This window comes from Niallia endozanthoxylica (genome assembly GCF_008710145.1).
Classification (GTDB): domain Bacteria; phylum Bacillota; class Bacilli; order Bacillales; family Cytobacillaceae; genus Bacillus_BD; species Bacillus_BD endozanthoxylica.
Genome location: NZ_VYKL01000009.1, coordinates 1 through 15,140, shown reverse-complemented (window position 1 = coordinate 15,140; position 15,140 = coordinate 1). Strand labels below are relative to the sequence as shown.

Annotated in this window: 13 protein-coding genes and 1 pseudogene; 4 read left to right on the top strand and 10 right to left on the bottom strand. The window is 36.5% G+C overall.

What is annotated here, in order from left to right; all coding sequences use genetic code 11:
* Positions 1 to 4: 4 nt before the first annotated feature.
* The 6 genes from F4V44_RS03285 to F4V44_RS03260 all read right to left on the bottom strand — a co-directional run bounded on the left by F4V44_RS03285 (position 5) and on the right by F4V44_RS03260 (position 7,521).
* Complete coding sequence (locus tag F4V44_RS03285; RefSeq protein ID WP_150438565.1) at positions 5 to 1,402, bottom strand: ATP-binding protein; 1,398 nt, start codon at positions 1,400 to 1,402, stop codon at positions 5 to 7.
* Complete coding sequence (locus F4V44_RS03280) at positions 1,399 to 2,070, bottom strand: response regulator transcription factor (protein ID WP_150438564.1); 672 nt, start codon at positions 2,068 to 2,070, stop codon at positions 1,399 to 1,401. The genes F4V44_RS03285 and F4V44_RS03280 overlap by 4 nt, the downstream gene beginning before the upstream one ends.
* A gap of 57 nt (positions 2,071 to 2,127) precedes the next feature.
* Positions 2,128 to 4,248, bottom strand: a complete 2,121-nt coding sequence (locus tag F4V44_RS03275; protein ID WP_150438563.1) for an MMPL family transporter — start codon at positions 4,246 to 4,248, stop codon at positions 2,128 to 2,130.
* Positions 4,249 to 4,424: 176 nt separating this feature from the next.
* On the bottom strand, positions 4,425 to 4,970 hold the full coding sequence (locus tag F4V44_RS03270) for a hypothetical protein (RefSeq protein WP_223881778.1): 546 nt from the start codon (positions 4,968 to 4,970) through the stop codon (positions 4,425 to 4,427).
* A 265-nt stretch (positions 4,971 to 5,235) separates the two neighbouring features.
* On the bottom strand, positions 5,236 to 6,831 hold the full coding sequence (locus F4V44_RS03265) for an ATP-binding protein (protein WP_150438562.1): 1,596 nt from the start codon (positions 6,829 to 6,831) through the stop codon (positions 5,236 to 5,238).
* Between the two features lie 306 nt (positions 6,832 to 7,137).
* A complete protein-coding gene (locus tag F4V44_RS03260; RefSeq protein WP_150438561.1) occupies positions 7,138 to 7,521 on the bottom strand; it encodes a YkvA family protein in 384 nt (127 codons plus the stop codon).
* 286 nt (positions 7,522 to 7,807) lie between these two features.
* Between F4V44_RS03260 and F4V44_RS03255 the strand changes: the two genes are divergently transcribed.
* Both F4V44_RS03255 and F4V44_RS03250 read left to right on the top strand, forming a co-directional pair.
* Positions 7,808 to 7,999 (top strand): hypothetical protein, encoded by a 192-nt coding sequence (locus F4V44_RS03255; protein ID WP_150438560.1) that lies wholly within the window; start codon positions 7,808 to 7,810, stop codon positions 7,997 to 7,999.
* Positions 7,999 to 8,197 (top strand): annotated as a pseudogene (locus F4V44_RS03250) (YwbE family protein). The gene F4V44_RS03255 and the pseudogene F4V44_RS03250 overlap by 1 nt, the downstream one beginning before the upstream one ends.
* Before the next feature lie 62 nt (positions 8,198 to 8,259).
* Here F4V44_RS03250 and F4V44_RS03245 read toward each other — a convergent pair.
* Positions 8,260 to 9,282 (bottom strand): LLM class flavin-dependent oxidoreductase, encoded by a 1,023-nt coding sequence (locus tag F4V44_RS03245; protein WP_150438559.1) that lies wholly within the window; start codon positions 9,280 to 9,282, stop codon positions 8,260 to 8,262.
* 374 nt (positions 9,283 to 9,656) lie between these two features.
* On the opposite strand from F4V44_RS03245, the gene F4V44_RS03240 reads away from it, so the two are divergent.
* Entirely contained in the window at positions 9,657 to 10,247 is a 591-nt protein-coding gene (locus tag F4V44_RS03240; RefSeq protein ID WP_150438558.1) for a molybdopterin-dependent oxidoreductase, read from the top strand.
* A 413-nt stretch (positions 10,248 to 10,660) separates the two neighbouring features.
* Here the strand turns inward: F4V44_RS03240 and F4V44_RS03235 are convergent, their stop codons facing one another.
* A complete protein-coding gene (locus F4V44_RS03235) occupies positions 10,661 to 11,638 on the bottom strand; it encodes an NADPH:quinone reductase (protein ID WP_150438557.1) in 978 nt (325 codons plus the stop codon).
* Between the two features lie 322 nt (positions 11,639 to 11,960).
* Here F4V44_RS03235 and F4V44_RS03230 point away from each other — a divergent pair, with 322 nt between their 5' ends.
* Entirely contained in the window at positions 11,961 to 12,512 is a 552-nt protein-coding gene (locus tag F4V44_RS03230; protein ID WP_223881777.1) for a VanZ family protein, read from the top strand.
* A 371-nt stretch (positions 12,513 to 12,883) separates the two neighbouring features.
* Here F4V44_RS03230 and F4V44_RS27755 read toward each other — a convergent pair whose 3' ends face one another.
* Together F4V44_RS27755 and F4V44_RS03220 are read right to left on the bottom strand one after the other, a co-directional pair.
* Positions 12,884 to 13,054 carry a hypothetical protein gene (locus F4V44_RS27755; protein ID WP_223881776.1) on the bottom strand — a complete coding sequence of 57 codons (171 nt, stop codon included), beginning with the start codon at positions 13,052 to 13,054 and terminating at the stop codon, positions 12,884 to 12,886.
* A gap of 430 nt (positions 13,055 to 13,484) precedes the next feature.
* Positions 13,485 to 14,747: an ATP-binding protein gene (locus F4V44_RS03220; RefSeq protein WP_150438556.1), complete on the bottom strand. Its 1,263-nt coding sequence runs from the start codon at positions 14,745 to 14,747 to the stop codon at positions 13,485 to 13,487.
* Positions 14,748 to 15,140 lie beyond the last annotated feature (393 nt).

Below are 15,140 nucleotides of genomic sequence, written 5' to 3'. Positions count from 1 at the left end.
CTATTTATTCCTCCAATTTTCTTTCTTTATTTGGAAGTATGATTGTGAAGGTTGTTCCCACTCCAACCTCACTATCAACCTTTATTTCCCCTCCATGCAGGTCAATAATCTGTTTAACAATTGATAAGCCTAGCCCTGTACCGTCACTTTTTCTAGATGAATCTACACGGTAAAAACGGTCGAAAATTTGGGTCACGTCTTTCTTAGACATCCCGATTCCGGAATCTTTCACAATAATCGTGATGAAGGCTTCACTTTTAGATAAACTTATCCAAATATTCCCTCCATGAGCATTATATTTTATCGCATTCGTTATCAAGTTGTCCCAGACGTTGCTTATTAGTTCGACATCAACCTTCATCCGAATAAGTGATAGTTTATAAGAAACTTCAATTTCCTTTTCCTGTAGTCGCCATTGATACCTACGAATGGTTTGTTTTATTTGTTCATCCAATTGGACCTCTGATATCATCATCGGATACGCTTTCTGATCAAGGGAAGTTAATAACAATAGTTGCTTAGTTAGATTGGAAAGTCTCTTTGATTCATGATCAATAACCTGTAGATACTCTTTTAATTCATGTTCATTTACATTTTGTGACAGTAGAAGCTCCGCATATCCCTGAATATTCATTAGGGGAGATTGAAAGTCATGTGACACATTATTGATAAAGGATTTTCGAGCTTCATCATTATGCTGTAACTGCTTCTGCATATTGTTAAAGCTTTCTGATAATTGTCCAAGCTCATCATTCCGATCAATCTTTAATGGATAAAGAAAGTTCTCACGTGTAATTTCTCTAGTAGCTTCCGTTAACTTTGTAATCGGCTGAATGAGATGCTTTGCAAACAGGATTACCCCACTAATGCTAACAACTGTAACCGCTACAAAGAACCATGCTAAAATCATATGAATATCAGAAAAGAGCAGTTTATTATTGGGACGCAGGAATAAACCATATTCCTCCCCGCCCATGGTGAATGGTACACCTACCGTATTCTTGACATCATTTGAGAAATGTCCCATCATTAAAAACTTATTGGAAAAGTGGCTCATACCGTGGTAGATTTCTTTTTCCAAGACTACCTTCTTGGCTTCTTTAGGAAGTTCTTTCTTTGTAAAAGGCTTGCCAAAATAAGCATCTTCCCCGGATTCGTTTACCACATATATTTGATACCCAAGATTTCCAATCGATTCTAAGAAAGGTTCTAAGGAAGAATGATCCGAATGCATATTCTCGAGGTTTAATGTAATGGTTTGGGCGATTTCTACATTTTGCTGATCCATCTTCTGTTTGGTAGAAGACATGTAAATAAAATTAGCTAATATCATCCCAATCGTAACACTTACTATTAAAATCAATAGCGTTGCAACAATGAATTTTTGATATAAAGTTCTCATTTGGTTACCTCAAGCTTATAGCCAATCCCTCGAACCGTTTGAATTTCCACCGATGCATCGTATTTTTTTAAACGATCTCTGATACGGTTTATATGAGTATTAAGAGTTTGTTCTCCGCCTTCATAATCAACTCCCCATACTTGTTCAACTAAAAAAGTTCTAGGTATAATCTTATTTGCGCGTGAAGCTAATAAACTTAGTAATTCAAATTCCTTTAGTGGTGGAAGGACTGTTTCTTGATTGATCATTAATTCAAAGTTTTTCCGATCAATCGTAAGATTTCCTACTTTTATGACCGTTTCCATGGCACGTTCGACGCGCCTTAACACTACGGCAACACGAAATAGAAGTTCCTTTACCTCAAATGGCTTCACGATATAGTCCTCTGAACCAGCTAAGAAGCCTTGTTCTTTATCACCAATCTGCCCTTTGGCAGTCAGCAGGATAACAGGGAGATTGTAGTCAGTTGATAATATCCTTGTCAATTCAAACCCATCCATTCCTGGCATCATGACGTCTACAATTGCTAAATCAACTGCTTTTTCTTCCAACATATCCAAGGCTTCTTCAGCATGATTCGCTCTATATACTTGATAGCCTTCTCGGCTTAAGTGGATAGATACAAGCTGTTGAATATAGACATCATCATCTACAACAAGAATCTTCATTATAGGAACCTCCTAAAAGGGAGAATACAAAGGAAAGGAAGTCCTTTGTATCCATTTTTACTGTCCATTACGGGAGACTTGCTTGTCTTTTTCAAATAGTAGGATCAAAGCTGGCAGAAGCATTCCCCGAACTAGGAAAGTATCAATTAAGATTCCAATTGCAACCATAAAACCAAATACGAAAAGGTCAGCAATTGGCATCGTAGTCAACGCTGCAAAAGTTGCCGCTAGAATGATACCCGCCGATGAAATAACACCACCAGTATTCCGGATTGCCATTTCAAGAGCATCTTTAACTCGGTGCGTCTTCCGCTCTTCGATGAATCTAGAGGCAAGGATAATATTATAATCAATCCCTAAAGCCACTAAGAAGATGAAAGCGTAGACAGGTACACGAGTACTTAATGCTTCATAACCAAACAAGAAATCAACTAGAAAAATGCCAAGACCCAAAGCAGATACATAGGAAAGTAAAATGGTCGCCATCATATAAATAGGCATTTTAATGGAACGAGTTAGGGCGAATAAAAGAATTAGAATTAGTAATGTTTCAAGTGCCACAATGGTAAAAATATCCTTCGTATTCACATCTCGTTCATCTACTAGCTTTGCAGTCACTCCGCTAAAGTATGCTTCGCCGGATATAGAAGCGTCCTTTAATAGGTTTGGTGATTCTTCACGTAAATCATGAATCATATCCATAGCTTCCGTAGAATATGGATTCATTGCTAACACAACACTAAGCTTTATAGCCTTAGAGTCTTCAGATTGAGCAGTCAATCGTACAGATGCAATTTCATTATATTCTTTTAGTTTTCCGGTAATAGCAGTTACGTCTTTTTCTACTAAAGCTTTATCACTCTCGATTAACAATGTTGCAGGTGCTAGTTCCCCTTTGTCATATCTTGCCTCTACAATTTCATAACCAACTCGAGACGGTAAATCCTCAGGAAACTTTTTGACAGTATCAAATTCAAAATCAAGATTAAACACATTTAAAGCAGTAATGAAAAGGAAAATACCAACAATCCCTCCGGAAATACCAGGCTTGTTCACAACAAACTTCGCAATAGGTCCCCAAATTCCGTGTTTTATTTCTTTTCCTTGGCCATACTTTGGAACTTTCGGCCAAAACGCTTTTCGACCAAAGAGTGTAAATAAAGCAGGAACCAATGTAATCGATGCTAACATGATGAAGAACATGGCAAGACCGAAAATTGGAGCAAAGTTTTGATAATCACGGAAATTAGCGAAGAATAAGACTAACATCGCCGCTAACACCGTGCCTCCAGCAAAAAATACAGGTTCCCCTGTTGCACGCATTGCAAGTTTCATTGCTTCATATTTGCTTTCAACCTTGTTAAGCTCCTCACGGTAACGGGAGAAGACAAATAGTGAATAATCAATCACTGCAGCAAAAAGCAAAATACTCATAATGGAGGTTGTTGAGTTATTGATTTCTAACCCGCCCGCCCCTAGTAATGCAACACTTTGATTCACAACCTGATAGACAATCCCTGTTGCAAGTAGAGGGATGAATGCAAGTAACGGTGAGCGGTAAATCGCAATAAGTAATACTAAAATAATACCTATCGTTGCAAGTAATAACACCACGTCTGCTTGCTCAAATAACTTGAGTGTGTCCCCAGCAATTCCAGCTGGACCGGTGATATAAAAGGACATATTTTCAAACTGATCCGCAATCTTATTGCCTATCTCAGAAGCCTTGTCGTTTATTTTGGCAAATTCACTATTACCAAGCCCCTGCTCTAATTCCATCGGCACAATCATGGTTGTACCATCGTCAGAGATAAATCCCGTTAACGCTTGAGGTGGAAGTGCGCTTATATCAAGGATCGTCTCAATTCCTTTAATATCTTCTTCTACTATTCCATTTAGTATTTGTGTGACCTCATCGGTATTGATGTTGCCATTTTCATTATGGAATACAAGAATTCCTGGTGTCCCTTGCTCATTTGGAAATATCTCTTCTGTCTTTTTCTCAGCTATTATCGATTGTGCTTCATCTGGAAGCGATTGAAAATTACTTATTTTATAATCACCAAGCCTTGGTCCCGCACTTAATCCGACCATCAGGACTAGCCAAGCGATAATCGTCATCCACATTCCTCGTTTTGTTGAAACCCAATCTGTAATTGAAAATAACAGTTTTCTCAAAAATGTAAACCTCCTTTAGTCTCTTTCAAATATAATCTTACTAATTGAAGATAAATTTAATATCAACTTTTGTTTACATTTTGGAGAAACTGATTTTTAGTTTATCAAAATTATTTATTCATTTTTATTATTACCGGATACTTACTTAGCTCTAAATTCTTTCCCCCACCCAAAATTCAATAATCGATTGAATTAGCGATTTCAACTAATATTTCTGGTGTCACTTTATTTGCTATCCGTTTATCAATTCCAAGCATATATTGCCAATAATCTTTTTCAAACACAAGGATATTAGAGTTTCGTTCAATAATAAAGATGGCTTTCTGTCCATTTTTAAGAGTATACATTTGCTGATTGCCTTTGTCTCTTATTGTTACTTTATTTTTCAAGTGACGTATATCGATTTTATAATGATTTTCTGGTGATTGTTCATTTATAAACTCTATATCTAGAGAATCATTTATGTCGCCGTCTAAATCATTAAATCGTCCGAAAGAATGAGTAAATGCTATCGGTGGTAGTCTAAGCGGCAATTTCAAATCTTGTTTAACATGTTGTTCAAATTCCTCTATTGCCTCTTCAGCCGTTTTATATCCTATTTCAGGAAAAAACTCTTCGTAAGATGGGGGCTTATCGTTTTCATTTGCACAAACTGTATCAGTATCTGCCCAACAAATGAAGATAATAAATACCAGCAATAAAAGAGAGAGCCTTTTATTCATTCTTATCATCCCTACATTATATTTAAGGTATCTTCCCCCATTCAATTACCACTATCCTTATTCACGTAACCTGCCCTAAACTGGATTAGAGGCAAAAAAATAGACTGCCACGCAGCCCATTTTTTTGCCTCTTCGTGCCCGTTTACTTGAAGAACGTGATGAAAGGCGAGTACTCAATCATTTTAGCACCATTCTTTTCCATCTTACTTTTACTAAAAATAAAGTTGAATGACCTTTGTCATAGGTAAAATGGGGATTCGATACATCACAAATGAGGTAAGGGAAGGTGAATATCTACTGTTGTACCTGATTGAACTTGACTGTTAAATTGAATTTTCCCATTATGGGAATCAATCATTTTTTTTGTCATCATAATACCTAAACCATTTCCATCCTTTTTCGTCGTACAAAAAGGCTGTCCTATTTTGTTCAACACATCTTCAGGTATACCTTCTCCATTATCTACAAAGCGAATCAGCTGCTCCGACCCCTCCCTATCCACTATGATGTGAATCTTTCCTCCATATGGCATGGCTTCTGCGGCATTTTTAAGAATATTGATAAATACTTGTTTAATTTGATTTGGGTCGCAATAAATACGGCCGCTACTCTTGATATCTCTCGTAATAGTAATGCCATTCATTACAGCTTGACCTTCAAATAATTTCAAGACATCATCCAATATGGAAATAAACTCTACCTCACTATAATGAACAGCCTGAGGTTTTCCCAAAACCAAAAGCTCACTTACAATAAAGTTCATTCGGTCAATTTCAGACATGATAAGATTGTAATGTTCAGACTGGAATTGATCTTTTGAAAGCTGAAGCAATCCCTTAACGGTTGTTAATGGATTGCGGATTTCATGAGCCACACCTGCAGCCATCTGCCCGACTACAGAAAGCTTTTCAGAATTGCGTAAGTAAGCTTCCGCACTTTTCATTTCACTTATATCGCGAAGACTTCCTACAATGTAAATGAGCGAATGTCCATCATCAAAAATAGGGATTACATCTAGAAGAAAATAATGAAGAGTACCGTCTATATCTATGGATACTTCAATTCCTGTTATCTCTTGTTTGTCTGAATGTACATTCGAAAAATAGGAACCTATCTTTTCTGCATAAAAAATACTAGAAAGATTGCCATCACTTCTTTTTGAAGACATTAACTTTACTAGTTGTTTTCCATTTTCATTACAATCGATAATATCCCCTTGAGCATCTGTAACAATAACTGCTTGATAGCTTGTTTGAAGTAGTCCCTGATTCAAAATAAAAAGCTTCTTATTTTTTTCCTGAACAAGAAGCTCTCGTTCGATAGAATCAACGACGGTATGTAATAGCATTAATAACAATGGATTATCATATGGGATATGAGTTAATAACGAAATCGTACCTAGAGGTTTGTTATTACCTTTATATCGAAATGGTACACTATAACAAGCCGTATTTTGATAAACTTGGCAGTAATGGTCTTCTCCTGCCAATTGAATCGGCCGATCATATCGAAGGGCTAACGATACAGCGTTTACCCCCATATCTTTCTCAATATAACGAACGCCTTCTTTAATGCCTAACTGATTCACAGTGTCTAAAACGGTCGAATCACCTTCAAATCTTAAAATATGTCCCTCGTCATCTGTTACGACTACAAGAAACGGTACACCCTCAAATGAGGAAAGAAATTTATTCATAAAAAATTTTACCATATCTAATATGTCAGAGTATGTCTTGATTTTTTTAGCATAAGCATCAGAAGATAAGCATTGAGAAAATGTTGGTAAACTACTTGGATCAAGACCGTACTCTTTACAACGTTCTTTTGCTTGAATAACAATCGAAGCATCCTGTTTTAACACCCTTAAAACCCTCTTTAATTACTTTATTTTGATAATATTCTAACATATGATCCTAAGTTGTACTACTACGCAGGATAACGTCTCTATTTGTTTATCTAACTGGTACTTTTCTATGCTCTAATCATCACATGATTCTTTCACTCTCCTACTGTTTCAATCCATTATTCCAGATTCTATTATGTTCACGGAAAGTTTTTTTTTATATCGGGATAGTTAAGAATCGCAGACAATGACAAATGATTGAACGGAGAAAATCCTTGTCACACAACAAAAGGACGCTTTTGCTTACTTAGGAAAAGCCCCCGTTTAGCTGAAAAGTGGATAAATTTTCGTAACAGCCCATACCGTAATTACGACCCAAATCAATAGGATTATTGAACCGCCTATCCAATTCTTCGGTTTACCATTTCTCATCAGTTCTTCTGCCTTTATTTCACAGTCAGATAATACGTGTTTTGGTACCATCTTTAATGCCAACATGATCCCTAACGGAAGGAGAATTACGTCATCTAAATAGCCAAGAACGGGTATGAAATCTGGTATTAGGTCAATCGGACTGAACGCATAAGCGACAATACAAGCAGTAAATACTTTTGCATACCAAGGGACTCGGTGGTCTTTACAAGCATAATAAAGAATAAATATCTGTCGTTTTAAATTTTTCGCCCAAGCCTTCATTTTTTTAAACATTGTATCTCCTAATAAATAGTTAAGATTTTGCTTTTATTATAACAAAAGCAATTTTGTTTATTGCACCAACCTGTCCAATTTAAATAAGAAAATAGCTTCTGAATGACTTAATAAGGATTTTCATGCTATTTTTTCAATTATTTCCTACTTAGGCACGTTAATGATTTACATTACTTAACGTAAAAAAACATAATTTTTTACCCATATCACCTTCGTTAGTCTTTCACAAATAAGTGAAAATCGATTATACTGGACTAACTATCCTATTCAAAAGGAGGAATTTCCTATGACTGAGAATAATCAATCACAAGCACCAAAAAAGAAAATCAGCCTGCAAGATGCAATAAAGCAGCAGCTTGAAAACAAAAAGAACCAGAACTCTGGTAAAGGAAAGGTGAGTACTGATCTTTCAACAAAAAAAATGAAAAGCCAGCAAACGAAAAAAACAAGCAATACCCGCAGAAAAATGGGTGTCTAATGAACGGACAAAATCGGAAAGATATTTTACCCGGTTTGGAAGTTGATATTGTTTTAAAAGCGGATCAAAAAACAGGAAAGCTCACTAGGGGCATAGTGAAAGATATTCTCACCAAATCGGTCACCCATCCCCCACGGTATCAAAGTCAGGCTAACAGATGGACGGGTCGGACGCGTACAGGAAATACATTCTAAATAAAAAAAGGAAAAAAGCATTCAGGGAACAGTACACAATGTACACAACCAGAATGCTTTTTTTATTTACTCTTCTTCCATTAACCCAATTATTTCTGCCACGAGTTGATGGGAGTAGAGTCGGGCGTTATGGTCATAGACCATTGTGCTCACCATGATCTCATCTGCCTTCGTCTCCTCTAAGAAGGATTGCAGCTTTTTCTTTACATTGATAGGATTTCCGATGATTGTGGAGCCTAATTGTTTTTCTAAAATGGCCTTTTCATATGGGCTCATGAGCTCATCTAAATTTTTTACTGGTGGTTGTAACTGTGATGGTGTGTTCCTCATCATGTTTAGGAAACTTTGTTTGATGGAAGTGGCAAGAAATTCTGCTTCCTCGTCCGTATCTGCCGCGATGACGTTTACTGCTACCATTGCGTAAGGCTCATTATAATCATCCGACGGTTGGAAGTTCTCGTAATACAATTTCAGGGCTGGCAGTGTGTTTTCAGGTGAAAAATGACTGGCAAAAGCAAACGGCATCCCGAGTTGTGCCGATAATCGGGCACTAAACCCACTAGAACCTAACAACCAAATAGGGATATTTGCCCCTTCACCAGGGATGGCTCGTACCGCTTCCGAACCTTGAAAATAGGCTTGCAGTTGTTCTAATTGTTCTGGGAAATCAGCACCATTGGTGTAGTTTGCCCCACGAAGAGCATGGGCTGTTCGTTGATCCGTTCCCGGTGCACGCCCTAATCCTAAATCAATTCGGCCTGGAAACATCGCTTCGAGTGTTCCAAATTGCTCCGCGATAACCAGTGGTGAATGATTGGGAAGCATGATTCCACCGGATCCTACACGAATAGTAGAAGTATGTGCCGCTACATGACCAATTACTAAGGATGTTGCAGAGCTTGCTATGCCAGGCATATTATGGTGCTCCGCTAACCAGTACCGTTTAAAGCCTAGTTTTTCCGTTAACTGGGCTAGCTCAATCGAATGTTGGAAGGACTGGCTAGGCGTCCCCCCTTGCACAATGGGTGCAAGGTCAAGGACGGAAAAGGGTATTTCGTTGATGGATTTTGTCGGTCTAGTTATTGGCATGGGATATCCACTTCTTTCTTTATTAATTTACTAGCTGGATGCAGCTTGGATGTGTTTGATTAATATAGTATTGATGCGATCCCCTACAAAAGGTTATTCCATCATCATTTGTTTTTATCATAACAGGAAGAAAAGATGATTTAAATTAAGATGATTTCGTTGAAGGCGGGCGTTCGCATGCTGCCTTTGGAAAACAGCATTTGTTGCTCGATTTAGACTGCCTAATGGCTACTGTTGTTTTGATTCAGACTCCTTCCCCATTATCTACCACACTAATAGCATTTCAATTAGTTGCGAAAGAATCCTGTAATCGGTATCATTTTTACTAAAATAAGCATGCAAACACTATTTTTTACATAGAAAGGAAAAAAACCATGGCAAAATTACCTCCAGGACAATTCGAAACAGAGAAATGGCCTGTTCTACATCAAGGGGAAGTATATTTGTTTAACGAAGAAACATGGAGATTTAAACTGTTTGGCGAAGTAGAAGAAGAGAAAACATACACTTACTCTGAAATGATGGATTTACCAAAAACGATTTCTACGATTGACATGCATTGTGTGACAACATGGTCCAAATTTGGAATGGCGTTTGAAGGGATTACGTTGCGAGAGTTAGTAAACACAGTAAGGCTGCATCCAGACGTCCATTATGTGAAAATATTCGGCTACTATAATGGGGACCCATTTGGTTACTCAGCAAATTTACCTTTGAAGGATTTAATGGGGGATGATGCGTTGTTCGTCTATCGCTATAAGGATGTAAATCAGGAACAATGGTCGGAGATTACACCAAAGCATGGCTATCCATTAAGGTTTATCCCCCCTGCTTCTTTTTACCTATGGAAGGGATCGAAATGGGCTACTGGCATTCAATTTATGAGGGAAGATGAAGCAGGATTTTGGGAGGAATTGGGCTATTCTATGACGGCGAATCCATTTAAGGAAGAGCGGTATCGTTGATTTTAATGCAAAAAAAAGATAGATTTCCATGAATCTTAGCATTTTGGACCAATCCCGCATTACTCCGTAGAAGTGAGATAAATTCAAATTGAAGCGAAAAATTATTCATTGTTGGTGATGATATTGCAAACCACAAATTTCACGGGAGACCAGACCGTGTAGTATGTTTGTATCCATTCACAATGGCCCTTCGCATTCACCAACCTGAGAGCCTTAGAACGAATTTCTTAGGCTCTCAGGGGTGTCTCCTGAATCTGCTTCTCTGTTTCAATTTTTACTTCAGAGCTTCAAAAGTGTAATTTAGTGATTGTGCTATAAGACCGTGTTACTTTAGGTGCCACTTTCACAATCCTTAAAAATGATTTCCTTATACTAAAAGATATAGAATAAGCGTTTTTAATTATATAGAATAATTAGTCAATACTTAAAACAATTTTACCATTTCCAATACCTTTTGCTAGCATTTCAAAGCCCTGCGACGCTTTCTGTAATGACAAAGTTGTACCAATAATCGGACGAAGCGCACCACTTGTTAGCATATCAATTACACCGTGAATGCTTTGTTCATATTCATCTTGTCGTGAGTTGAAAAGGGCTGTTCCTAAAATATCACATTCCTTTTGCATAGCAAGTCGTGGATTTATTTCTATTGAACCACGATTTCCAACAATGACAATTTTGCCAAATGGTGAAATCAGCTTTAAATCTGTTTCTAAATTAACATTTGCTAGAAACTCAATAATTACATCAGGTCCATTGCCCTCTGTTAAGGCTAGCACATCTTTAATCGTTGCTTCTTTTACATGATCAATGACAACATCTGCGCCAGCTTGCTCAACCAGTTTTTTACCCTCTGGCTTACTTGCTGTTCCAATTACTTTAGCACCATGGGCTTTTGCCATTTGTACAGCCTGTAATCCAACCCCACCACTCGCTCCATGAACAAGAACGATTTGACTAGGCTTCAAGTTTGCACGTTGAAATAATGCACGATAGGCAGTCAATGCCGGTATTCCTAATGCCGCACCTTGTTCAAAAGATACATGGTCTGGTAATGGATAAACGTTCGTTTTATCACATACTACTTTTTGAGCAAATGTGCCCGTACTATAACTTCCATTTAAAGTCGCAATAAATACTCGATCACCAACACGTACATTTGAGACTTCTTCTCCAATCGCTTCCACTATCCCTGCACCGTCTACCCCTGGGGTATAAGGCAGCTGAGGGATTGTCGAATATGTACCCGTCAATGCATAGACATCAGCCGGATTAACACCCGCTGCGTATAAACGAACACATACCTCTCCCTTGCCTGCTACTACATCCTCAACATCTGTATATACTAATTTTTCAGGTCCACCAAACTGTGTAACTTGAATGGCTTTCATGTTATCAACCTCCTGCAGTTATTATATCTTGAAAAGTTAGCATTTACAGTTTAAAAGCCTTTGCCATTACAGATAAAAAATAGAGTTTATCCCCCCAAAAAATGTGCACTTTCACTAAAACTTAGTGTTGATGAATGACAGGCTGGTAAAATCGTAATGATTAATAATAGTGATAAAAACATTTTCTTCAATGCTGTACCCCTTAGGCTTTGCTTAAAATTGATGTGAATACTAATTTAGTATTGTATAATATGCTTTGAATTGTTCATATAAAGTGCATTAGATAAATTTGGATTTCTATGCTTTGAAGGTGATGTTTCATTTGACAACAAAAAAAAATAATTATACCTATCTTTTTATACTCTTTGGCTTGTATATAGCCCTAATGGTATACTTCATGTTTTTCGGATTTGGTCGTCCCCAACGGCTTGTAGAGGTGCAAGAATTTCGGTATTCATTAGAATTTACTAGTATTCCTTTGTGGCTGCCTAACCATTTTTCAATAGATACTATGAAACTATGGATATTTGCTCTTGGTAACCTTTTAGCATTTATTCCGTTTGGAATACTTGTTCCGATGGTGTTTGAAAAACAGATAAAATCATACTTTCGGTTTATTGTCTTGTTTGTGTTTTTTATTCTATGCTTGGAAATTTTACAAATGGTCACTTATTTAGGCAGCTTTGATTTAACTGATATTGTTGTCAATACAATGGGGGCAACAATTGGGTTCTGTTCCTATCGAGTAAGTGGACGTATGAATATTTCACGTAAGTATTTCGTTACAATGGGAATGTCCATTTTGGGGTTTTCCGTGCTGACGTTCCTTATAACGTGGGTATTTAACAGTACAATCACTCCATACCTTCTATAAACACTCACCATTGATTAATTATCGATAATTGTTCGTCCGCATTTACCAATCCTTGTTCAACTAAACTGCCCATTTGCATTCCTTGAAGTGGGAGTCTTCTGCCAGGTAAAGATAAATAGACTGTACATCTAATTTGAATGTGCAATCCATTTATCTTACTTAACTTTTCCTCGATAATAACGGCCTCTTCTTAAAGATACATCCTGATGTTTTAGGGTTTCCCCTTGAAATCGAATCAAAATTTCATCCTCAGCCATGACACCAGGAGTTTTACGGACAATCCCCCACCGGTGATATGTATTCAGGCCAAGAGCTTCGAGTAATTCATCGGCATTGGCACGAGCTGGCGGAAACGTACACCATTTTAACCATTATTCCTGTTCTTCTAATGAAATTTCGCCCTCCATATCAGGTGAAAATTGTTTATTAAACCCCGTTATATAGTTCCTCACATAAGGTAATCCACCATTTTCCGGCTTTAAATGGACGGAAGCAATAACGTCATTAAAGAACATCACATCAAATGTAAAGTAATCAATCATCCTCTTCACCTCGAATGAGCAATTTTTCATACACTGGGTCTTTTAACTGTTGAACAATAACACCATATGCGCGGCCAAGCGGGTATGGAGAAGAGAATAGTAGTTGTTGTAACTTGTTCACCTTTATAAAAGTCGGTCCATCATATAAAGCCAGTTGTTTTGTAAAATTTCGTACAAATAACAGCAAAGTGAAAGTATGTCGGTCGACCATTCCTATGTATATTAATCAAAAAAAGGACAGATTTACCATAAGTAAAATCTGTCCTACATCAAGTTAAATTTATACATTAATAATGATTTGTTAAGTGTCATGAAAGAAAATAGTGAGGAGTCATTCACTCTATTTTCTAGTTGACTTTTTTTAACTCCCAAACTGGCTTTTTCCGCATCTCTCGATTTAGATAGTATTCTAGAGCTAATTTGAGAAAGTTTATTCATCTATGGAAACCGGAAGTATAATATCAACTGTTGTTCCCTTATTCATCTCACTTTTTATATTGATACTTCCCCGATGATCTTCGATAATCTTATAACTGACCATTAAACCCAAACCGGTTCCTTTTTCTTTTGTTGTATAAAAGGGTTCACCTAACCTAGATAATAAGTCATTTGGAATACCTTGCCCATTATCAATAAAACGAATACGCACGCTCTCTTTTTTCCATTGTGAAACCTCAATATGAATTTTTCCTTTATCTGGAACAGCCTCTATAGCATTTTTAAAAACATTTATAAATACCTGCTTTATTTGATTTCCTTCACATTTAACCAAAATCATATCCGATTCAAACTCTTTTGTGACCTCTATATTTTTAACAATGGCGATTGTCTCAAGCAAAGTAAGGACATCTTTTAATAAAGAAGTGATATTTTCATTTTGATAGGTAATCGCTTGGGGCTTGGAAAGTACCATGAATTCACTAACAATTAAATTGATACGCTCAATTTCAGATAACATGATGTTATAATATTGTTTCTCTTCATCTTTTGAATCCTTATATTGTAGTAATTGTAGAAAGCCTTTTATAGATGTTAGGGGATTTCGAACTTCATGTGCTACAGCAGCCGCTAATTCACCAACAATCGAAAGCTTTTCAGATCTCCTTATGAGTTCCTCTTTATCTTTTAATTCTGTAATATCTCTCACAATGACGAAAATCCCTACTATTTTATCATCTATCACGATTGGTACACTTTTCATACTTATTTGTATGCAATCTCCACTTTTAATCATACACCTGCACTCTACGATGGAAGACTTCCCTTTTCCTATTTCTAAAAAGTGCTTTTGAACTTTATCCAAATCTTCTTTGCTTATAAGATCTTTAATAGACATGTTTGTCAGCTCTTCTTCACTATATCCCGTTATTTTCCCAGTTACACGATTAGCTGATATAAAATGGCCATTTAAATCTAAACGTATGAGTGCATCCATATTATTTTCAACAAGGCTATTTAACTGCTTCTCCCTGTTTTCAATATCTTTCATATTTTTATGAATAAATTTATATAATAAAAATCCTGTTGCAAGAATAAAAAGACATCCTTTTCCAATACTTATCCAAAAAACTTCATGTATATTTAACCTTGTTAATATCCACTCAGTTGTCCAAACCCAAAAAATACTAGATAAAATATATATAATTGATATTATGAATGAGACTTTCTTACTGCGACTAACATTATTCTTCATGTATAGCTCCTTTTCCCAATTGACCAATACTTACTATCAACATCTCCATATTTCGAGTTTGATTTTTAAGTATCCTGTAAATTAAATCCATTTCATATATTTATTCTACTTATAGATTATAACCATTTCTATTTTAAATATTATATTACTATAAGACAGCAGTGAACTGGAAACATAAAACACAAAAGTTCAAATATAACAAAAGAGAGTTAACAGCAGTTGACCATCTTCATAGAAAAAGATAAGTTCAATTTGCACTTCTAAAAATGAAAGGGAATAAGGTAAAGTAATATCGGAAGGTAAAGAAATCTATTCATCAAAAGAAAAGAAAACTGTATTCCTTAATAATGAACCTCCCCCACCTAACCATTCGGTTTGAGGAGGGGGTTTCTT